Below are 19,746 nucleotides of genomic sequence, written 5' to 3' on the forward strand. Positions count from 1 at the left end.
CAATGTCGGCAGTTCGATAATGCGCACCCAGGCGGGCCGTCCCCGCAGGAAATCGAAGTCATGCACCTGAACATGTTCAAGGCGAAGATCCATCGCGCCACCGTCAGCCACGCCGAGCTGCATTACGAAGGCTCCATCGCGATCGACGGCAACCTGCTGGATGCCGCGGGTATCCGCGAGTACGAGCAGATCCATGCCTGGGACATCGACAACGGCCAGCGCTTCGTCACCTACGCGCTGCGCGCGGAGGAAGGCTCGGGCATCATCTCGGTGAACGGCAGCGCCGCACGCAGCGTGCAGGTGGGCGACCTCATCATCATCGCTGCGTTCGCCCAGATCGACGAGAAGGAGCTGGCGCAGTTCCAGCCCACCTGCGTCTACGTGGACGAGAAGAACCGCATCACCCACACCAACCGCTCGATCCCGAAGCAGATGGCAGCCGCCTGATCCGGCGGTTGAACCCGTAGGGGGCTTATTCCCTACGTGGGGGGCCTTACTGCTCTTGCCCGTCATTCCGGCGCAGGCCGGAATCCAGTGACGGCATGGCTTGAATGGTGAATGCGGTTGCTACTGGACGACTCGGTGCGCTCGCCCTTTCGGGGTTGCGGTACGTGCGTTCTGTGCGCTTCGCGCTTGTCCGGCCTGCGGGGGGATGACGATCATCCGTGCGCGAGCGGCGCTCACTCGGCAGCGACTCAGAACGCGGGCAGCACCGCGCCCTGGTACTTCTGCTCGATGAACGCCTTGATTTCCGGGCTGGTCAGCGCCTTCGCCAGCTTCTGCACGCGTGGGTCGTTCTGGTTGTCCGGGCGACCCACCAGATAGTTCACGTAGGGCGAATCCTTGCTCTCGATCAGCAGCGCGTCCTTGGTGGGATTCAGGCCTGCCGCCAGCGCGTAGTTGGTGTTGATCAGCGCCAGGTCCACCTCGTCCAGCGTGCGCGGCAGCATCGCCGCCTCCAGTTCCTTGAACTGCAGGTGCTTCGGGTTCGCCGTGATGTCCTTGACCGTGGCCAGCGAGTTGGCGGGATCCTTCAGCGTGATCAGGCCGTTTTTCGCCAGCAGCAGCAGGGCGCGGCTGTCGTTGCTCGGATCGTTCGGCAGCGTCACGGTGGCGCCGTCCGGCAGCTGGGCTATGTTCTTGATCTTGCGCGAATAGGCGCCGAACGGCTCGATGTGTACGCCCACGATGGGCGCCAGCTGGGTGCCGTGCTCACGGTTGAAGGCATCCAGGTAGGGCTTGGTCTGGAAATAGTTGAGGTCGATGTTCTTCTCGGCCACCTGCGTGTTCGGCTGCACGTAGTCGGCGAACACCTTGATCTCCAGCTTCACACCTTCCTTCGCGAGGATGGGCTGCGCTTGCTTCAGGATTTCCGCATGCGGCACGGCGGTGGCGGCCACGACCAGCGTGTCCGCGTCCTGCTTCGGCGCAGAACAGGCCGCGAGCAGCAGGGCCACGGCCGCGGCGCCGGCAACGCGCAACGCACGCTTCATGACGACTTGCGGGCCACGCCAGCGAGCAGCAGCAGCGAAAGGATGGCGGAGATGGAAGCGAGCAGCAGCATGGATCATGGCGGTTTCCGGGGGAGTTCCAGACTAGATAGCCAAACCTTGGAGTGGAAATAACCAGATCAGTGCCGCTTATAACGCGCCACGATACGGTCACCCATCATTTGCAGCAGTTGTACCAGCACCACCAGCAGCACCACCGTGACCAGCATGTAGTCGGACTTGTAGCTGAGGTAGCCGTAGCGGTAGGCCAGGTCGCCCAGACCGCCGGAACCGATCGCGCCACCCATCGCGGTATAGCCCACCAGGGCGATGGCGGTGACCGTGATGCCGGCGGCGAGGCCGCCGCGCGCCTCGGGCAGCAGCACATGGCGCACGACCTGCCAGGTGCTGGCGCCCATCGCTTGTGCCGCCTCGATCACGCCCTGCTGCACCTCGCGCAGCGCGGTCTCCACCAGCCGCGCGAAGAACGGCGCGGCGCCGATCACCAGCGGCGGGATCGCGCCGCGCACGCCCAGCTTGGTGCCTACGAGCGCATAGGTGACCGGCATCAGCACGATCATCAGGATGATGAAGGGCACCGAGCGCAGCACGTTTACCAGCAGCGAGACGATGCCGTAGAACTTCGGCATCGCGCGCAACTGCCCCTTGCCGGTGAGGTAGAGCAGCACGCCCAGCGGCAGGCCGATCAGCACGGTGAGCGCCAGCGAGCCGCCCAGCATCAGCAGGGTGTCGATGCAGGCGTGGCCCAGTTCGCCCCAGTCGTCGATGTTGGGGAACAGGCTTTGCAGTGGCGACGCGGTCATGCGCCCATCTCCTCGATCTCGATGCCGGCCGCGCGCAGGGCGGCCAGCGCGGCGTCGGTGTTCGCGCCTTCCAGCGCCAGGGTGAGCTGGCCGTAGGGTAGTTCCTTGATGCGGTCGATGCGGCCGGCGAGCAGGTTGAAATCCACGCCATGCTCGCGCATCACACGGCTCAGCACGGGCTGCAGCGTGGCGGCACCGCGGAAGGTGAGGCGCAGCACGCGGCCGGTCATGTTCGGCGCCTGTGCGGTGGCCGCCTCCTCGGGCAGCGCCTCGTCGACGAAGCGCCGCGTGGTGGCGTGCTGCGGGTGCAGGAACACGTCGGCCACCGTGCCGCTTTCCACAATGCGGCCGGCATCGAGCACGGCCACGCGGTCGCAGATGCGACGCACCACGTCCATCTCGTGGGTGATCAGCACGATGGTGAGCTTCAGTTCGCGGTTGATCGCCGCGAGCAGGTCGAGCACGGAAGCCGTGGTCTGCGGATCGAGCGCGCTGGTGGCTTCGTCGCAGAGCAGGATCTCGGGCCGATTCGCCAGCGCGCGGGCGATGCCCACACGCTGCTTCTGGCCGCCGGAAAGCTGCGACGGATATTTGCCCGCATGCTCGGTGAGACCAACGCGCGCGAGCAGTTCGTCCACGCGTGCACGGATCTTCGCTGCATCGCGCTCGCCGGCAAGGCGCAGCGGGAACGCCACGTTGTCGGCCACCGTCTGCGAGGACAGCAGATTGAAGTGCTGGAAGATCATGCCGATGCGCCGGCGCTGCGCGCGCAGCGCCGGCTCGGGCAGCGCGGTCATGTCGGTGTCGCCGATCAGGATGCGCCCGCCGCTGGGCCGTTCCAGCAGGTTGATCAGCCGGATCAGCGTGGACTTGCCCGCGCCGGAATGGCCGATGATGCCGAATACCTCGCCATCCCTGATGTCGAGGTTGAACGGTTGCAGCGCGGGGATCTCCCGGCCGTCCACGCGGTAGGACTTGTGTACGTCGAGAAAGCGGATCACGGCAGCATGGCTTCGGTGCGGGCGAGTATTCTACCCGCTGACCGGCCTTCCATACGGCCATTCAAGGAATCCATGCCATGAGCGATATCTACGACTTCAACGCGCGCGACATCGACGGCAACGAGCGTTCGCTCGCCGAATGGCGGGGCAAGACCCTGCTGATCGTCAACGTAGCTTCCAAATGCGGCTTCACCCCGCAGTACGCCGGGCTGGAAAAACTGTGGCGCGAATGGCGCGAGCGCGGCCTGGCGGTGCTGGGCTTCCCCTGCGACCAGTTCGGTCACCAGGAGCCGGGCGACGAGGCGGAGATCCGCAATTTCTGCAGCACCAGCTATGAAGTGAGCTTCCCGCTGTTCGCCAAGATCGAGGTGAACGGCGCCGACGCGCACCCGCTGTACCAGTGGCTGAAGCACGAGGGCAAGGGCATCCTCGGCAGCGAGGCGATCAAGTGGAACTTCACCAAGTTCCTCGTCGACGGCAACGGACAGGTGGTGAAGCGCTATGCGCCCACCGATACGCCGGAGAAGATCGGCAAGGAGCTGGAGCGCCAGCTGGGCGCGTGAGCGGGTTCAGCCGGCGCCGTGCCAGCCGGCCAGCAACTGCACGATGGCGTCGATGTCGCGGTTGGCCGGCGGCTCGCCGCCATCGCCGCGGTCATAGTTGTTGAGCATGATCGCGAAGGCCAGCCGCTGGCCGTCCGGAGCGGTGACGTAGCCGGCGATGCAATGCACATGGTTCATGCTGCCGGTCTTGGCGTGCACCTTGTCGGTGGCCAGGCCGTCGCGCATGCGCCATTCCAGCGTGCCGTCCACGCCGGCGACCGGCAGCATGTCCTGCAAGGCGCCTGCCCATGGCTGCGCGGCGATGTATTGCAGCAGCTGCGTCATCGCCGCGGGCGTCACCAGGTCGCCACGCGAAAGTCCGCTGCCTTCCTCCATGACTACCGACGACGGCGCGATGCCGATGCGTTCCAGAAAGTCGTGCAGCGCGCGCAGTCCCCATGCTTCGCTGCTGAGGAAGCCGGTGTGCGCGCCGGGCTGGCTGGCCGCCGCGGCCTGCGCGCTGATGCCGTCGAGTTGCAGCAGGTTCTGCAGATAGAGGTTCTGCGAACGCTTGAGCCCCTGGGTCAGGATCTCGCTCACGGGCGGCGACAGCACCTCGGCCAGCACTTGTGCGTTGGCGCGCAAAGTGTCGTCGCGTTCCGGCCAGGTGAGCACGCGCAGTTCGCCGGTCAGGCGCACGCCATGCCGCGTCAGTGCGGCGCGCAATTCATTGCCGGCTTGCTGCGCGGGGTCGGGAATGGCCAGTTGGTAGGTTTGTGCAGGCGTACCTACGGCCATGCTGCCGAAGGCGTGCAGCAGCGTGTCTCCGGGTGCGCGGTAGAGGTTGATGTCGCCGCGCGTGCGCGCCGGCGCGGTGGTCAGCGTGCTGGTCAGCGGCGGCGTGGCCACATCGGGGACGAAACCCAGTTGCGGCGGCAGGCCGGCGCGACCGGCAGGCGTCACGGTGAGCGCCACGGTGTTCTCGTGCACGCTCAGCGCGGAGGCCGGCGCGGCGAACCAGCCCAGCAGGTCGCTGGCTTCCCAGCCTTTGCCCAGCGACGGGCCGGAAAAGTACGTGGCGTCGGCAATCAGGTCGCCATGCACTTCATGGATGCCGCGTGCGGCCAGTTGCGCAGCAAGATTGTCAGCCCAATCGGGATTGGCGCCGGGCGTGCCCAGCGTGGGATCGCCCATGCCGTACAGCAGCAGCGGGCCATCCAGTTTGCCGTGGCGGATGGCGGCGGCCGAAAGCAGGCGCGTGGGGATGCGCGATTGCGGATCCAGCGTCTGCAGCGTCAACGCTGCGGTGAACAGCTTGGCGGTGGAGGCCGGCACGAACAGCTTGCCGGACTGGTGCGCGTACAGCGTGCGGCCACTGTCCAGCGACACCACGGCAATGCCCCAGTCGGCGGCGGCGTAGCGCGGCTGCTGGATGATCGCGTCGATCTGCGCTGCCAGTGGGCGAGAGCTCTGCGCCACAGCGGAGGCAGAGGCGGCGGCGAGCGCCGTTGCCGGCAGCACGGCGCACAGCAGGGTCAGCGGGCACAGCAGTGCGGCGATCCACGGGGCGGGTTTCATGCGCGGAGTATCGCAAAGTCCCCATCTGCTAGGCTTGCATGCTCATGCCGGCGCGAAACCGGCTCTTTCACCGATACCGGAACACCGTCATGCAGATCGCCAAGAACTCCGCCGTCACCTTCCACTACACGCTCACCGACGATGACGGCCAGGTCGTCGACAGCTCCGCCGGCCGCGAGCCGCTGGCCTACCTGCATGGCCACGGCCACATCGTGCCGGGCCTGGAGAAGCAGATGGAAGGGCGCCAGACCGGCGACAAGTTCGATGCCCACGTGGAGCCGGAGGAAGGCTACGGCGTGCGCCACGAGGAGCTGGTGCAGGAAGTGCCGCGCGAGGCGTTCCAGGGCGTGGCCGACATCCAGCCCGGCATGCAGTTCCAGGGCCACGGCCCGCAGGGCGTCATCAACGTCACCGTGACCAAGGTCGAGGGCGACAAGGTGCACATCGACGGCAACCATCCGCTGGCCGGCAAGCCGCTGCACTTCGCCATCGAAGTGACCGGCGTGCGCGATGCCAGCGAAGAAGAGCTGTCGCACGGCCACGTGCATGGCGCGGGTGGCCATCACCACTGACGCATCGCCATGCATGGACGCATGAAGATCGCCATCGTGGGTTACGGCGCCGCCGGTCAGGCGGCGTCGTTGTTTCTGGCGCAGCAAGGGCACCGCCTGAGCGTATTCGAGCAGGCCGGCGCACCCGGGCCGGTGGGAGCGGGCTTCCTGCTGCAGCCCACCGGACTGGCGGTACTGGCCCGGCTCGGCTTGCACGAGCAGGCGCTGGCGCAAGGCCAGCGCATCGAGTCGCTGCACGGCTGCAACACGCATGGTCGGCAGGTGATGGCCATGCGCTACGCCGACCATGCGCCGGATTGCTTCGGCCTGGGCCTGAGCCGCGGCGCCCTGTTTTCCCTGCTGCGCGATGCCTATGCCGATGCCGGCGGCATCCATGTCGGCACACGCATGGTCGGCGTGGATGCCGAAGCCGGCATGCTGTTCGACGAACATGGCGGCGGACATGGACCGTTCGACCTGATCGTGGCCGCCGATGGCGCAGGTTCGCGTCTGCGTGCCAGCCTGCCCGGGCTGGCCGCGCGCGACGTGGTCTACCCCTGGGGAGCGGTGTGGTGTCTGCTGCCCGCCGGAGATTGGGCGCATGCCGATACCCTGCAGCAGCGCTACGCCGGAGCGCGCGAGATGATCGGGCTGTTGCCGGTGGGGCGCCGTGTTGATCGCGACGGTCGCTGGCTGACCTTCTACTTCAGCCTGCCGGGCGAACAGGTGGACGCTTTCGATGCGGCGGCTCTCCGGCACCTGCGCGAACGGGTGGCGGCGCTGTGGCCCGAGGCGTCGCCGTTGCTGGACGGCATCGACGCGCCGGAACAGCTGCATCGCTCGCGCTATCGCGACGTGGTGATGCGCGTGCCGCATCGTGGACGCGTAGTGTTCCTCGGCGATTCGGCGCATGCCATGAGCCCGCAGCTCGGCCAGGGCGTGAACATGGCGCTGCTGGATGCGCAGTCGCTGGCGGATGCATTGGTCGCGCACGACAACCTCGCATTGGCCCTGCGTGCGCATGTGCGCACGCGCCGCCGCCATTTGCAGGTGTACCAGTCCATGAGCCGCTGGCTCACGCCGCTGTTCCAGTCGAAGCACGACCGCCTGGCGCAATTGCGCGATTTCGCCTTCGGCCCGCTGGGCCGCTTTCCGCTGGCGCGCGGGCAGATGCTGCGCATCCTCACGGGCACCAAGCAGGGCTGGTGGCGTTAAAGCATCTTGCGGTAGACGACGAAGCCCGATTTCTCGGCGACCTGGTCGTAGAGCCGCATCGCGGTGGCGTTGCTCTCATGGGTCTGCCAGTACACGCGCGGCGCGTGTGCCGATTGCGCGAGTGCGTAGACCCGCTCGATCAAGGCGCGTCCCACGCCAAGGCCGCGCGCGGCCGGTGCGGTGAAAAGATCCTGCAGGTAGCAGCTGGGCGCGATCTGGATCGTGCTGCGGTGGAACAGGTAGTGCGCCAGGCCGAGCAGCGCGCCGTCGCGTTCGGCCACCAGCGCATGCACGGGTTCGTCGGGATCATGGAAACGCGCCCAGGTGCTGCGGGTGATTTCTTCCGGCAGGGCGGTAGGGCCGCTGCGGCCGTAGAACGCGTTGTAGCCGTCCCACAAGGGTCGCCACGCGGCGTAGTCGTGGGTGGTCACGGGGCGAATCGATGGCATGTCGCTCATGGCTGCTCGCGGTTGCGTGTTTTGTTGAGGAATGCGGCCAAGGATGGCTACCGTTTGATCTTCGCGCTCATCGATGGGCGCAAAAGCTACTGAGAGGATGCGATTGCTCAGTACCAATCGAGCAACGACACACCCACGCCAAAGTACGTGGCGTTGTGGTTGTAGTCGATCAGGCTTTCGCCATAGCCCTTGAACAGCTCCATGTAGCCGCGCAGATTGCCGGCGATGGGGAAGCTCCAGGTGAAGCGCGCCGCACCGTGGTTGCTGTCGCCCAGGCTCAGCGAGTCGCGCAGCATCAGGCCGAATTCCTGCCCGTTCCATTCGTGGATGATCTGCACGTCGCCGCGGCCCATGTACCTGCTGATGTCCGGGTTGTCGTCGTCGCTGCGCGCTTCGGGGATGCGCCACCACGGGCGGAACATGATGACCCAGCCGGGGCGTTCGAAGCCGAAGTCGGCGATCACGCGGTTCCAGCTGCGCGACAGCGGGTTGCTGCGGCCGTTGGACTGGTGGTCGACGCCGATGCCGAACATGTGGCCGTTCCAGCCCAGCACCTGGTAGTTCGTGTCGAACGCCAGCAACGCTTCGGGCTCGTAGTCGGTCTCGCGGAAGGGGCGCGAGATCGCGGCGTTGTAGACCTGCCAGCGCGAGCTTTGCGTGTAGCCCACCCACAGGTCGCCCACGTCGCCGAACACGCCTTGCCACACTTTGGTCTTGAGGCTCAGCTGGAATTTGCCCTCGACGTTCTGCAACTGCTGCGACGTCTGCACGGTGTTGTCGGGATTCGGGCTGGACGGCTTGTTGTTCTGGTTGCTGGTGGCGAACAGCGGCATCGCATACACCGGCTGGTAGCCGCGCAGGTTGAAGGTGCCGAGCTTGCTTTCCGGCGACAGCTCCCAGCGGCTGTCGAGCAGCGACAGCGGCGCCGACACCTCGGCAGTTCCGGTGTCGGCGGCCTGGCGGTCGTGCGCGAACACACCGGCGTTCGCCGCATCCGGCGGGTTGGCACGCTTCTGCGCGGCCGGTAATTGGTCGCGCCCGGTGGCGCGGTCGTAGCAGGCCAGCCGCTGCGCATCGCTTTCGATCGCGGTGCAGGCGCGTATGTCCATCGGGTCGGGATTCTGCGCGTGGCAGACGCCGGCAGCGAAGGTACAGGCCAGCAGAAGAAGGCGAAGGTGCTTCATGGCGACTCCGTCGCACGAATGTGCGTGAAGTCTAGGTCATGTGCGGTGATGGCTCCGCAATCGGCTATGGGGCATTGCCGGAAGTCGGCATCGCTGGCGCGAAGGCGCCGGGGCAGCAGCCGGGATATGGGGACACAAAAAAACCGGCCGCATTCCGATACGGCCGGTTCGATCTTCAACGCTTCACTGGGCCTGCTTCACCCACGCCTCGTATTGCGCCTTGCTGACGCGTTCGGCGCCGTGGCTGGCGTTGAGGAAGTCGTTGGCCAGCGGCGGGTAGGCTTCTGCCTGTTCCTGGGTGATCGACTTGCTGCCGCCGGAGAGCTGGCTGAAGGGCGGCGGTGTCGTGACCTGCGGCGCCGGCGCCGGCATGCTGCGCACGGTGACGATGGGCGGCGGTGTCTGGCCGCTCTGGCTTTGGCCGCTGTTGTCTTGCGCGAAGGATGCCCCGGCGAAGATCAGGCTGCCGACGGCGAGTGTGGACAGCATTGCGTTGCGTGCTTTCATGATCGTTCCTCCATGCCAAAATGTTTGCGGAACAGTTGGGCCTTTGTGTTGTGCGTGTGCGCAATCCGTGGGGCTTGTGCAGGACGTTAGCAAAGGCCACCTAAATGTCATCGCAATATTCCTGTCGAGATGGTGTGAAAACGACATGCCGTTGAACGCAACTTCAGCCAGGCCGACTCCGCCGCGGGCGCGGTTCGGGGTGGCCGGTCAGAGAGCCGTCGCCGGCAGGGATGCGACGTCGCCCAGGGGGATTTTTTGAACCCGACGCAGGCGCGTGCCCTGCAATTGCATGCGCAGGGTCTGCTGCAGGCGCCGCGCCGCAAGCCGCGCCGCGGTGACGTGGTGGCGGCCATCGAGCGCATGCGCCTGCTGCAGATCGACTCCATCCACGTGGTTGCGCGCAGCCCGTACCTGGTACTGCATGCGCGCCTCGGCGATTACCCGATGGCGTGGCTGGACGAGTCGCTGGCCGACGGCCGCATCGCCGAATGCTGGGCGCACGAGGCCTGCTTCGTAGCCGCGCGCGATCTTGCCGAACACCGCGCCTGGCGCGAGCGCGGCAGCCACTGGGCGCAGCGGCATGCCGAGCGCATGCATCGCGAACACAAGCCGGCGATGGACGCCTTGCTCGCGCGCATTCGCGAGAACGGGCCGGTGCTGGCTTCGGATTTTCCGCGCGAAGACCGCGGCGTTTCCGGCTGGTGGGAATGGAAGCCGGAGAAGCGCTGGCTGGAGGCATGGTTCGCGCTGGGCGACCTGATGATTCCGCGGCGCGAACGGTTCCAGCGCGTATACGATCTTGCCGAGCGCGTATTGGCCGGCCTCGACCCGCCGTATGCCGCCAGCGAACTCGATACCGGACAGCTGCGCCGGCACTTCATCCTCGACAGCGTGCGCGCGCTGGGTATCGCGCAGGCGCGCTGGATCGCCGACTATTTCCGCCTCAAGCCGGCAGTCACCGCGCAGGAACTGGCCCCCTTGCTGGCCGAGGGCGAATTGCTGGAAGTGGCGGTGCGCGGCTGGGATGCGCCGGGCTACGTGCATCGCGAGCACGCCGACGCGCTGGAGTCGGCACGCGGCAGTCGCCTGCGCGCCACGCATACCGCCCTGCTGTCGCCCTTCGATCCCCTGGTGTGGGACCGCGCCCGCGCGTTGGCGATGTTCGATTTCGATTACCGCATCGAATGCTACGTGCCCGCGCCGAAACGGCACTACGGCTATTACGTGCTGCCCATCCTGCATCGCGGTGCGCTGGTCGGTCGCCTGGATGCGAAGGCCCACCGTGCCGAGGGCGTGTTCGAGATCAAGGCGCTGTTCCTGGAGCCGGGAGTGGAGCCTTCGCCGCGTCTCGCCAGCGAGGTGGCCGCGGCCATCGCGCGCACCGCGAGCTGGCATGGCACGCCAACGGTTCGACTGAGGCGTTGTCGGCCGGCGGCACTGGGGGCGATGCTGCGGGCTGGCTGGAAGTAGATCCCGGGCGCCGCAGGGCTCGTTTGTTCTTTTTGGGAGCGGACCGGTCAGTGACGGAGCGGTCTGGCTTGCCTGCCGGCGGCCGAAGCCGCGCTGTCCCATGCGGAACAGCTAGGCAAGCAGAGGCCCTGTTCGGAAACGAGTAGCCTCCCCTCAACGCGTCCCTGCCGCCGCAGCTGGCCCATTACACGAACGCCCCTGCAGGCTCTGGCTCATCTGGCTGGCCAGCAGACGGCAACGCGCATCCAGGTAGGGGCGGCTCTGCGGGTTTTGCGCGGCTTGCAGCAAGGTGTCGTGCATGGCCTGGTAACGCGCCTGCAGCTGGTCCGCCGGAAAGATCCCCGCGGTGCGGTGGCAGGCCAGGTAGCTGGACAGGTAGGCGTCGCAGGAAGCTACGCCGGTGATGAGGGCCGGGGGCGCCGGGGGCGGGGCCGGACGTCGTGGCGGGGTGGTGGCGCAGCCGGCCAGCAGCAGGCCGGCGCACAGCGGAAGCAGCGGGCGGATGTTCAAGCGGCGATCCTCGGCAGGGAGGGGGCGATTCTCGCATCGGACGGCCGGTGGCGAGAATCGGTTATCATTGCGGTACTGCGTTTGCCGGGGTCGCCAAGCACCGGTGACCCGATGCCGCCGATCCGCGATCTGCCTCATCAGTTCACCCCGGGGTTGTTTTCCTTTGCACACCAGTAAGCCGGCCACCGCAATGTCGCGGCGGTCGAGTCTCTTTTTTACCCATGTGGAGTGATTTATGTCTGATCGTCAGATCGGTACCGTCAAGTGGTTCAACGACGCCAAGGGCTTCGGTTTCATCGCCCGTGACAACGGCCCGGACGTGTTCGTGCATTTCCGCGCGATCACCGGCAACGGCTTCAAGAGCCTGCAGGAAGGCCAGAAAGTGACGTTCAAGGTGGTGCAGGGCCAGAAGGGCCTGCAGGCCGACGAAGTCAGCGCCGCCTGATTACCGGCCAGCGTCGAACGAAACCGGGCAGCGATGCCCGGTTTTTTTGTGCCCGTCACCCAGGGTGGGCACATCCGGTGACTGCATTCGTCATGCCAAGAATCCCCTCCTGCGATTTTTTGCGCCTGCCGCTCTCGGCCAGCCCTGGGGGATCCTGCCGATGCGATACCCCGGCGCGTTCCCGGCGATTTTCATGGCCGCGGCAGCCTTTTGAAATGCCACTTGACACCTCCCTCGCATTCGTGAAATTCCGCTATGCTTGGCTGACTGCGTCTGCTTGGCCACGTGCGTGCCCGGTGTGGAACCACCCAGTTCCATGTCGCTACACCCGATCCCGGCATGCCCAGTAAGTCGTCGGCTCGAGGGGGGCCGGCTCGTCTCAAGATGTCTGGATCGGAGTGAGTCATGTCGGATCGTGAAACAGGTACCGTCAAGTGGTTCAACGACGCCAAGGGGTTCGGCTTCATCAGCCGTGAGAACGGCCCCGACGTGTTCGTGCATTTCCGTGCCATCACCGGCACGGGCTTCAAGAGCCTGCAGGAAGGCCAGAAGGTGAGCTTCAAGGTTGTGCAGGGCCAGAAGGGCCTGCAGGCCGAAGAAGTCGCCCCGGCTTGATCGCTGCCTTGCAAGCGGAAGGGGCCGGCGCAAGCCGGCCTTTTTCTTTGGTTCTTGCGATCGCCCTTGGTCGCGAAAGCCGAACGTGCGGCCACCCGTGGCCGCACGCTTCGCGCCTGCGGTCGTCCCTGGTTGCGGGGATCAAACGGCCAGCTACCCATGGCTGGCTCTTGCCTTTGCGATCGTCCCTGATCGCGAGAATCAAACGGGCAGCCATCCATGGCTGGCTCTTGCCTTTGCGATCGTCCTTGATCGCGAGAATCAAACGGGCAGCCATCCATGGCTGCACTCTTCGGCGATGCTGAACGCCATTGCTGCCGCCGAACCCGCCGTGCTGCCGCTGGCGATGGCTGACGGCGCGCGCGCCGAACTGCTTTGCGTGGCGCCGGATGGCGAGCCGCGCGACGCCGTCCTCTGGTTGCCGGCGATGGGCGTGCCGGCGCGGCATTACCTGCCGCTGGCCCATGCGCTGGCGGCCCACGGCGTGGCGGTGGCGCTGCACGAATGGCGCGGCATCGGCTCCAGCAGCCTGCGTGCCGGCCGCCGCTGCAACTGGGGTTATCGCGAATTGCTGCAGTTCGATCTGCCCGCCGGCGCGGCTGCGATGCGCGCGCATTGGCCGCAGGCGCGCATGTGGCTGGGCGGTCACAGTCTCGGTGGCCAACTGGCTTGCCTGTACGCGGCGCTGCACCCGCAGGAGGCGGAAGGCATCGCGCTGGTCGCTAGCGGCGCGCCGTATTGGCGGCGATTCCGTCACGGCGCCTTGGTCGGCCTGGCTTATGCGCTGGCCCCGGCGCTTGCCGCGCTGTGCGGGCATCTGCCGGGGCGCCGCATCGGCTTCGGCGGCAACGAGGCGCGCGGCGTCGCCACCGACTGGGCGCGCAGCGGGCGCACCGGCCGCTACGCCGCGGCGGGCATGGACGAGGACTTCGAGCAGCGGCTGGCCGCATTGCAGCTGCCGATACTGGCGCAGCGCCTGCGCGACGACTGGCTGGGGCCGGCCGCTTCGCTGGACTGGCTGCTGGGAAAGATGCCGCATGCCTTGCGCCGGCACGAACAGGTCACACCCGAGGATCTCGGCGGCCAGTTGGCCGATCATTTCAGCTGGATGAAAACACCCGGGCATATCGCCGCGCACATGGCCGAATGGATCGCCGCGAGCGACGCAGTGTCCACGGCATCGCCCCCTTCCGGCCCTTGAAGCGGCACCGGCGGGACGGCACTGTAGAAGCTTCCGTTCCTTCGCCGGTCCCCTGATGAAATTGTTCGAATCCTTCACGCAGCGCAGCCTCGAACTGCGCAACCGCATCGTGGTATCGCCGATGTGCCAGTACTCGGCCACCGATGGCATACCCGACCACTGGCATCTGGTGCACCTGGGCAGCCGCGCGGTGGGCGGCGCGGGTGCGGTGATTGCCGAAGCCACGGCTGTGTCGGCGCAAGGGCGCATCTCGCCGGGCGACACTGGGATATGGAACGACGCGCAAGTGGAGGCATGGCGCCCGATCACCGCCTTTATCGCCGCGCAGGGCGCGGTGCCCGGCGTGCAGCTGGCGCATGCGGGCCGCAAGGCCAGCGCGCTGCGGCCGTGGGAGGGCGGCGGCGCGCTCTCGACGGAACAGGGCGCGTGGACCACGGTTGCGCCGTCGGCCCTGCCGTTCGACGCGGGCTGGCATGTGCCGATGGCGCTGGATGCGGCGTCCATCCGCCAACTGCTCGCCGATTTCCGCGCGGCTGCGCAACGGGCGCTGGCCGCCGGCTTCAAGTTGATCGAGCTGCACGGCGCGCACGGCTACCTGTTGCACCAGTTCCTGTCGCCGCTCAGCAACCGGCGCGACGACGAATACGGCGGCAGCTTCGAAAACCGCACGCGACTGGTGCACGAGGCGATTGCCGCCGTGCGCGAGGTATGGCCCGAGCAACTGCCGCTGTGGTTGCGCATCTCGGCCACGGACTGGGCGGAAGGCGGCTGGGATGTGGAGCAGAGCGTGCGCCTGGCGCGCGAAGTGAAATCGCTGGGCGTCGATCTGATCGACGTTTCCAGCGGCGGCCTGGTGCCGCACGTGAAGATTCCGCTGGGGCCGGGCTACCAGGTGCCGTTCGCCGCGCGCATCCGCCGCGAAGCTGGCATCGCCACCGGTGCGGTGGGCCTCATCACCGAAGCTGGGCAGGCTGCCAACATCGTGGCGGATGGCGAGGCGGACGTGGTGCTGCTTGCCCGCGAAAGCCTGCGCGATCCCTACTTCCCGCGCCGCGCCGCGCAGGAACTGGGTGCGTCGGTGGCCGCGCCAGTGCAATATCAGCGTGCCTGGTGAGCGGAGTATTTCCATGGATGCGCAACCGATCCTGATCGACGGCCGCCTGCACGATCTCGGCGAAGGCTTCAGCGTGCGCCGGCTGCTGCCGGTGCTGGATGCGCGCCACGTGGGGCCGTTCGTGTTCTACGACCACATGGGGCCGGCGGATTTCGCGCCGGGCCGGGGCATGGACGTGCGTCCGCACCCGCACATCGGCCTGGCCACCGTGACCTGGCTGTTCGACGGCAGTATCCGTCACCGCGACAGCCTGGGCAGCCTCGCCGACATCCAGCCCGGCGCGGTGAACTGGATGACCGCCGGCCGCGGCATCGTGCATTCCGAGCGCACGCCGCCGCAGGCGCGCGTCGAAGGCCAGCGCCTGCACGGCATCCAGGTATGGGTGGCGCTGCCGCGCGAGCACGCGGAAGTGGCGCCGGAGTTCCACCATCACGAAGCGGATGCACTGCCGCGCATCCGCCAATCGGGCGTCGAACTGGTGCTGATCGCCGGTACCGGCTGGGATGCGGCATCGCCGGTGAAGGTGTACGCACCGATGTTCTTCGCCGAAGCGCGGCTGGACGCGGGCGCCGAGCTGGCGTTGCCGTCCGAGCACGTCGAGCATGGCGTACACGTGATCGATGGCGAGTTGGCGTGGGGCGGCCTGACCGTGTCCGCGGGGCGGATGGCGGCGCAATCAGGCGACGCGCCCGCACTCAAAGCGACTCATGCCAGCCGCGTGATGCTGTTCGGCGGCGCGCCGCTGGATGGCGAGCGGCACCTGTGGTGGAACTTCGTGGCCGCCGACAACGCCCGCATCGAGCAGGCCAAGGCCGACTGGCGCGAAAAGCGTTTCCCCAAGGTGCCCGGCGACGAACTGGAATTCATTCCGCTGCCGGCTTGAGGAGAACGAGATGGCCGAATTCGCCAGCTTCCGCGCGTTCTATCCCTACTACCTCGGCGAGCACGCCAACCGGTTGTGTCGGCGCTGGCATTTCGTCGGCAGTACGCTGGTGCTGCTGATTCTGCTGCTGGCATTCGCCAGCGGGCGGCTGGCGTGGCTGTGGCTGCTGCCGGTGGCCGGCTACGGCTGTGCGTGGATCGGCCACTTCGTCTACGAGAAGAACCGCCCGGCCACCTTCCGCCATCCGCTGTACAGCCTGATGGGCGACTGGGTGATGTATGCGCAGATGCTGCGCGGCAAGGTCAGTTTCTAGCGGTATTTCTGGTGGCAGTCCTGGCAGGCCTCGCCGACCGGTTTCAGGGCCGCGGCCAGCGCCGCGCAGCTGGCCGGGGCGGATGCGACGGCCTGCTGCAGGCTGGCCTGCAGCTTGTTCGCGGCGTCGGCAAAGCCCTGGTCGGCGATGCCGAAGGTGGGGACGATGTCGGTGGCGGTGGACTGCAGGCGCAGCAGGTGCGGCTGGATCTTCGCGGCGTCGCATGCCTGCGATTTCATCGCCTGCTTCAGCTCGCTCGTGTGGTAGCTCATGGTGTGCATCACCGCCTTGGGCATGGGATTGCGCGCGGCGAGGGTGCTCATGACCTGGGCGGTACCGATCACGCCGATGACCAGGCCAAGCAGGATCAACAGGGCTGCACGCATCGTGGCAATTCCTCAGGGTGGATGCGGCGAGCATAACGCGGCCGGCGATAGAATCGCCCGTCCCGGAACAAGGCTGCATCCATGAGCGACACAGAATTCCCCCATGAACGCTTCGCCGGCGTCGAGCGCCTGTACGGCATCGGCAGCGTGGCGAAACTGGCGCGGCGCCACGTCTGCGTGGTGGGCGTGGGCGGCGTGGGGTCGTGGGCGGCCGAGGCACTGGCGCGCAGCGGGGTGGGGCGGCTCACCCTGATCGATGCCGACGAAGTGTGCGTGTCCAACACCAACCGCCAGATGCACGCGCTGGACGGCGAGTTCGGCAAGCCCAAGGTGGGCGTGATGGCAGCGCGGCTGCATGCGATCAACCCGGCCCTGCGCCTGGAGGGCATCGAGCGCTTCCTCACCACCTCCACGCTGGACGAACTGCTGGACCGCGGCTATGACGCGGTGCTGGATGCCTGCGACGCCTTCCGCGTGAAACTGGAGATGATCGCGTGGTGCCGCCGCCGCAAGCTGCCCATCGTCAGCGTGGGTTCGGCGGGCGGACGTACCGATCCCACCCAGATCCGCGTACGCGACCTCTCGCGTACCGAACACGACGCGATGTTCAGCCTGATCCGCAAAAAGCTCCGCACGGACTTCAATTTTCCGCGTAACCCGGATCGCTACTTCGGCGTGTCGGCGGTTTATTCGCTGCAGAACGTGCAATACCCGCAGCCCGACGGCAGCGTGTGCGGCAACCGGCCGCCCGGCGGCGACGCACTCAACCTCGCCTGCGGCGGCGGGCTGGGTGCGGCCACGCATGTCACCGGCGCATTCGCGTTCGCGGCGGTGGGCAAGGTGATGGAGAAGCTGCTGGCGGAACGCGAGGACTGATCCGCCGGAGGCTTTTCGCCAGACACGAGGTGACCGCCTCGCCGAGGTGACGACGCAGGTCACCCCGCTTCATGGAATACTCCGACCACGGTCACTGCGGATTCTCCCCATGCCCCACCACGGCAGCTGTCACTGCGGACGCATCGCGTTCGAGGTCGAAGGCGAGTTCGATGCGGCGATGGAGTGCAATTGCTCCCACTGCAGCCGCAAGGGTTACCTGCTGTGGTTCGTACCGCGCGAGCAGCTGCGCGTGAGCACGCCGGAGGCGGACATGGCCAGCTACCGCTTCAACAGGCATGTGATCGACCATCGTTTCTGTCCGCAGTGCGGCTGCGCGCCGTTCGGCCTGGGCATCGGCCCGGACGGCAAGCCGATGGCGGCGATCAACGTGCGTTGTCTTGAAGGCGTGGAGCTGGATTCGCTCAAGCGGGTGCCGTTCGACGGCCGGAAAATCTGACGCCCGTATCCTTCAGCGCATGGGCTTGGCCAGCCGCAACAGGTCCACGCCGAAGCCTGCCGCCTCGTACAGTTTCAGCGCTCGCTCGTTGCCGGGAAATACTGCCAGCGTCACCAGCTGGCAGTGATGCTCCCGCGCCCATTGCTCCGCGTGCGCCAGCAACGCCTTGCCCACGCCACGACCCTCGTGTTCGGGCACCACGGCGAGGTCGGAGACGTGACAGTTGCTGCGGCCGGTGAAGAAATCCTCGGTGCGCTGCAAATGGATGAAGCCCACGCGCGTGCCGTCGGTATCCTCGGCCACGAACAGGTGGCTGTTCACGGGCTGGTCTTCCAGGTGCCGCAGCAGTTCGTCGCGGATGCCTTCGATGCATTCGTGCCGCCGTCGCCATGTCGGCAGCGGGAAGTCCACGAAGCGCGGCACCAGGGCCAGGATGAAGTCGTCGTCGTCTTCGGCCAGACGGATCAGCAGGGGCGTATCGCTCATGAGTCGTAACGTGTGCAGAGACGTACGCTGGTTCTACACCCGCACGGCGCGCGACGGAAGTGCGCCATGCCGACACATGTCACGGCTATAGTGCGGCGTTCGTGCTTTCGACAGGATCGATCCATGCCCTCGACCCGCATCCGCCTGCAGACCGGCGACGACACCACGCTCACGCAGGGCGAGGCGGCGATTCAGCAGGAAATGAAATTGCCGCAGGCATTTCCGCCCGAAGTCGAAGCCGAGGCGAAGCAGGCGGCTGCGCAGCCGAACCTGCCGGCACTGGACCGCACCGACATCCCGCTGGTGACGATCGACCCGCCCGGTTCGATGGACCTGGACCAGGCGCTGCACTTCGAACGCCGCGAGGGCGCCGGCTACCGCGTGCATTACGCCATCGCCGACGTGGCCGCGTTCGTGGCGCCGGGCGGTGCGCTGGATGCCGAGGCGCATCGCCGCGGCGAAACGCTGTACGGCGCCGATTCGCGCATTCCGCTGCATCCGCCGGTGTTGTCCGAGGGCGCGGCCTCGTTGCTGCCGGACCAGTTGCGGCCTGCGCTGCTGTGGACGATCGACCTCGATGCGAGCGGCGAGATCGTCGCCATCGACGTGCGCCGCGCGCGCGTGAAGAGCCGGGCGCGGCTGGACTATGTCGGCGTGCAGCAGCAGCTCGACGCCGGCACCGCCGATCCGCTGTGGACGCTGTTGCGCGAGGTGGGCGAGCTGCGCAAGCAGCGCGAACAGGCGCGCGGCGGCGTCAGCCTGGCGTTGCCCGAGCAGGAGATCGACATGGTGGATGGCCAGTGGCAACTGAGCTACCGCGTCAATCATCCGGACGAGGACTGGAACGCGCAGATCTCGCTGCTCACCGGCATGGCCGCGGCACAGCTGATGGCGAAGGGCAAGATAGGCATCCTGCGCACGCTGCCGCCACCGCAGCCGCAGGACATCGCTCGGCTCAAGCGTACGGCGCAGGCGCTGGCCATCGCGTGGCCGGACGGGCAGAACTATCCCGATTTCATCCGCACGCTCGATCCCTCCAAGGACACCCATGTCGCGATGCTCACCGCGTGCACCACCGTGCTGCGCGGTGCCGGCTACGCGGCCTTCGACGGCGAGTTGCCGGCGCAGCCCCTGCAATCCGCGCTGGCGGCGCAATACAGCCATGCCACGGCGCCGCTGCGCCGGCTGGTGGACCGCTACGTGGGCGAGGTATGCGTCGCGCTGTGCGCGAACCAGCCCGTGCCGGAATGGGCGCGCAGTGCGCTGCCTGCGTTGCCGGACCTGATGGCCGAAGCGGACCGCCGCGCCAAGCACTACGAGCGCCAGGTGATCGACCTGGTCGAGGCGATGCTGCTGTCGCAACGCGTGGGCGAGACCTTCCGGGGTACTATCGTCGAAGTCACCGGAGCCAACGGCCACGGTGCCGTTGCTTCGCGAAGCGGCCTGGTGATGCTGCGCGACCCGGCGATCGAGGCCTCGGTCAGCTCGGCGGCTCCGCTGCCCCTGGGGCAGGAAGTGGCGGTACGCCTGGTCGAGGCCGATCCGCTGAAGCGGGTGGTGCGCTTCGAGGTGGCATGAACCTTTCGAGACACTGGACGGGCACGTGATGCGGTAAGGCGGAGAAGCAAGGCCAATCAATA

24 protein-coding genes are annotated in these 19,746 nt (G+C 67.1%); 14 read left to right on the plus strand and 10 right to left on the minus strand.

The features are described from left to right. The first annotated feature begins 60 nt into the window (after positions 1-60). On the plus strand, positions 61-447 hold the full coding sequence (gene panD / locus IHE46_RS12190; protein WP_192154483.1) for an aspartate 1-decarboxylase: 387 nt from the start codon (positions 61-63) through the stop codon (positions 445-447). 248 nt (positions 448-695) lie between these two features. On the opposite strand, the gene IHE46_RS12195 is transcribed toward panD, so the two are convergent. The 3 genes from IHE46_RS12195 to IHE46_RS12205 form a co-directional block, all read right to left on the minus strand. Next, positions 696-1,493 (minus strand): MetQ/NlpA family ABC transporter substrate-binding protein, encoded by a 798-nt coding sequence (locus IHE46_RS12195; protein WP_192164920.1) that lies wholly within the window; start codon positions 1,491-1,493, stop codon positions 696-698. A 137-nt stretch (positions 1,494-1,630) separates the two neighbouring features. Further along, positions 1,631-2,314, minus strand: a complete 684-nt coding sequence (locus IHE46_RS12200) for a methionine ABC transporter permease (protein WP_192164921.1) — start codon at positions 2,312-2,314, stop codon at positions 1,631-1,633. Continuing rightward, the gene (locus IHE46_RS12205) at positions 2,311-3,315 is read right to left on the minus strand and encodes a methionine ABC transporter ATP-binding protein (protein WP_192164922.1); all 1,005 of its coding nucleotides are present in this window, start codon (positions 3,313-3,315) and stop codon (positions 2,311-2,313) included. Before IHE46_RS12205 ends, IHE46_RS12200 begins: the two co-directional genes overlap by 4 nt. 77 nt (positions 3,316-3,392) lie before the next feature. Here IHE46_RS12205 and IHE46_RS12210 point away from each other — a divergent pair, with 77 nt between their 5' ends. After that, positions 3,393-3,878 carry a glutathione peroxidase gene (locus IHE46_RS12210; RefSeq protein ID WP_192164923.1) on the plus strand — a complete coding sequence of 162 codons (486 nt, stop codon included), beginning with the start codon at positions 3,393-3,395 and terminating at the stop codon, positions 3,876-3,878. 6 nt (positions 3,879-3,884) lie between these two features. On the opposite strand, the gene dacB is transcribed toward IHE46_RS12210, so the two are convergent. Further along, entirely contained in the window at positions 3,885-5,435 is a 1,551-nt protein-coding gene (gene dacB, locus IHE46_RS12215; protein WP_225563027.1) for a D-alanyl-D-alanine carboxypeptidase/D-alanyl-D-alanine-endopeptidase, read from the minus strand. 89 nt (positions 5,436-5,524) lie between these two features. On the opposite strand from dacB, the gene IHE46_RS12220 reads away from it, so the two are divergent. Together IHE46_RS12220 and IHE46_RS12225 are read left to right on the plus strand one after the other, a co-directional pair. After that, on the plus strand, positions 5,525-6,007 hold the full coding sequence (locus IHE46_RS12220) for a peptidylprolyl isomerase (protein ID WP_192164924.1): 483 nt from the start codon (positions 5,525-5,527) through the stop codon (positions 6,005-6,007). A gap of 21 nt (positions 6,008-6,028) precedes the next feature. After that, complete coding sequence (locus IHE46_RS12225; protein WP_192164925.1) at positions 6,029-7,201, plus strand: NAD(P)/FAD-dependent oxidoreductase; 1,173 nt, start codon at positions 6,029-6,031, stop codon at positions 7,199-7,201. On the opposite strand, the gene IHE46_RS12230 is transcribed toward IHE46_RS12225, so the two are convergent. From IHE46_RS12230 to IHE46_RS12240, 3 genes are all read right to left on the minus strand, one after another. Next, a complete protein-coding gene (locus IHE46_RS12230; protein ID WP_192164926.1) occupies positions 7,198-7,659 on the minus strand; it encodes a GNAT family N-acetyltransferase in 462 nt (153 codons plus the stop codon). The two genes, IHE46_RS12225 and IHE46_RS12230, sit on opposite strands and share 4 nt — an antisense overlap. 107 nt (positions 7,660-7,766) lie before the next feature. Then, positions 7,767-8,843: a phospholipase A gene (locus IHE46_RS12235; RefSeq protein ID WP_192164927.1), complete on the minus strand. Its 1,077-nt coding sequence runs from the start codon at positions 8,841-8,843 to the stop codon at positions 7,767-7,769. A 183-nt stretch (positions 8,844-9,026) separates the two neighbouring features. Further along, positions 9,027-9,350, minus strand: a complete 324-nt coding sequence (locus IHE46_RS12240; RefSeq protein ID WP_192164928.1) for a hypothetical protein — start codon at positions 9,348-9,350, stop codon at positions 9,027-9,029. Between the two features lie 255 nt (positions 9,351-9,605). On the opposite strand from IHE46_RS12240, the gene IHE46_RS12245 reads away from it, so the two are divergent. Continuing rightward, on the plus strand, positions 9,606-10,820 hold the full coding sequence (locus tag IHE46_RS12245) for a crosslink repair DNA glycosylase YcaQ family protein (protein WP_225563028.1): 1,215 nt from the start codon (positions 9,606-9,608) through the stop codon (positions 10,818-10,820). A 153-nt stretch (positions 10,821-10,973) separates the two neighbouring features. On the opposite strand, the gene IHE46_RS12250 is transcribed toward IHE46_RS12245, so the two are convergent. After that, complete coding sequence (locus IHE46_RS12250) at positions 10,974-11,330, minus strand: hypothetical protein (protein WP_192164929.1); 357 nt, start codon at positions 11,328-11,330, stop codon at positions 10,974-10,976. A 235-nt stretch (positions 11,331-11,565) separates the two neighbouring features. Between IHE46_RS12250 and IHE46_RS12255 the strand changes: the two genes are divergently transcribed. The 6 genes from IHE46_RS12255 (at position 11,566) to IHE46_RS12280 (ending at position 15,901) form a co-directional block, all read left to right on the plus strand. Then, positions 11,566-11,775 (plus strand): cold-shock protein, encoded by a 210-nt coding sequence (locus IHE46_RS12255; RefSeq protein WP_192164930.1) that lies wholly within the window; start codon positions 11,566-11,568, stop codon positions 11,773-11,775. A 405-nt stretch (positions 11,776-12,180) separates the two neighbouring features. Further along, entirely contained in the window at positions 12,181-12,390 is a 210-nt protein-coding gene (locus IHE46_RS12260) for a cold-shock protein (RefSeq protein ID WP_192164931.1), read from the plus strand. Between the two features lie 298 nt (positions 12,391-12,688). Further along, positions 12,689-13,591, plus strand: coding sequence for an alpha/beta fold hydrolase (locus tag IHE46_RS12265; RefSeq protein WP_192164932.1), 903 nt, complete (start codon positions 12,689-12,691; stop codon positions 13,589-13,591). Positions 13,592-13,646: 55 nt separating this feature from the next. Beyond that, positions 13,647-14,705 (plus strand): NADH:flavin oxidoreductase/NADH oxidase, encoded by a 1,059-nt coding sequence (locus tag IHE46_RS12270; protein ID WP_192164933.1) that lies wholly within the window; start codon positions 13,647-13,649, stop codon positions 14,703-14,705. A gap of 13 nt (positions 14,706-14,718) precedes the next feature. Continuing rightward, positions 14,719-15,588: a pirin family protein gene (locus IHE46_RS12275; protein ID WP_192164934.1), complete on the plus strand. Its 870-nt coding sequence runs from the start codon at positions 14,719-14,721 to the stop codon at positions 15,586-15,588. 10 nt (positions 15,589-15,598) lie between these two features. Further along, positions 15,599-15,901 carry a DUF962 domain-containing protein gene (locus IHE46_RS12280; protein ID WP_192164935.1) on the plus strand — a complete coding sequence of 101 codons (303 nt, stop codon included), beginning with the start codon at positions 15,599-15,601 and terminating at the stop codon, positions 15,899-15,901. Here IHE46_RS12280 and IHE46_RS12285 read toward each other — a convergent pair. Further along, positions 15,898-16,287, minus strand: coding sequence for a cytochrome c (locus tag IHE46_RS12285; protein WP_192164936.1), 390 nt, complete (start codon positions 16,285-16,287; stop codon positions 15,898-15,900). The two genes, IHE46_RS12280 and IHE46_RS12285, sit on opposite strands and share 4 nt — an antisense overlap. 81 nt (positions 16,288-16,368) lie before the next feature. Between IHE46_RS12285 and IHE46_RS12290 the strand changes: the two genes are divergently transcribed. Further along, positions 16,369-17,163 (plus strand): tRNA threonylcarbamoyladenosine dehydratase, encoded by a 795-nt coding sequence (locus tag IHE46_RS12290; RefSeq protein ID WP_192164937.1) that lies wholly within the window; start codon positions 16,369-16,371, stop codon positions 17,161-17,163. A 109-nt stretch (positions 17,164-17,272) separates the two neighbouring features. Next, entirely contained in the window at positions 17,273-17,620 is a 348-nt protein-coding gene (locus IHE46_RS12295) for a GFA family protein (RefSeq protein ID WP_192164938.1), read from the plus strand. Between the two features lie 12 nt (positions 17,621-17,632). On the opposite strand, the gene IHE46_RS12300 is transcribed toward IHE46_RS12295, so the two are convergent. After that, a complete protein-coding gene (locus IHE46_RS12300; protein WP_192164939.1) occupies positions 17,633-18,106 on the minus strand; it encodes a GNAT family N-acetyltransferase in 474 nt (157 codons plus the stop codon). Positions 18,107-18,229: 123 nt separating this feature from the next. Between IHE46_RS12300 and IHE46_RS12305 the strand changes: the two genes are divergently transcribed. Then, the gene (locus IHE46_RS12305; RefSeq protein ID WP_192164940.1) at positions 18,230-19,684 is read left to right on the plus strand and encodes an RNB domain-containing ribonuclease; all 1,455 of its coding nucleotides are present in this window, start codon (positions 18,230-18,232) and stop codon (positions 19,682-19,684) included. Positions 19,685-19,746: the final 62 nt, after the last annotated feature.

This window comes from Rhodanobacter sp. DHG33, assembly GCF_014843005.1.
Taxonomy (GTDB): domain Bacteria; phylum Pseudomonadota; class Gammaproteobacteria; order Xanthomonadales; family Rhodanobacteraceae; genus Rhodanobacter_A.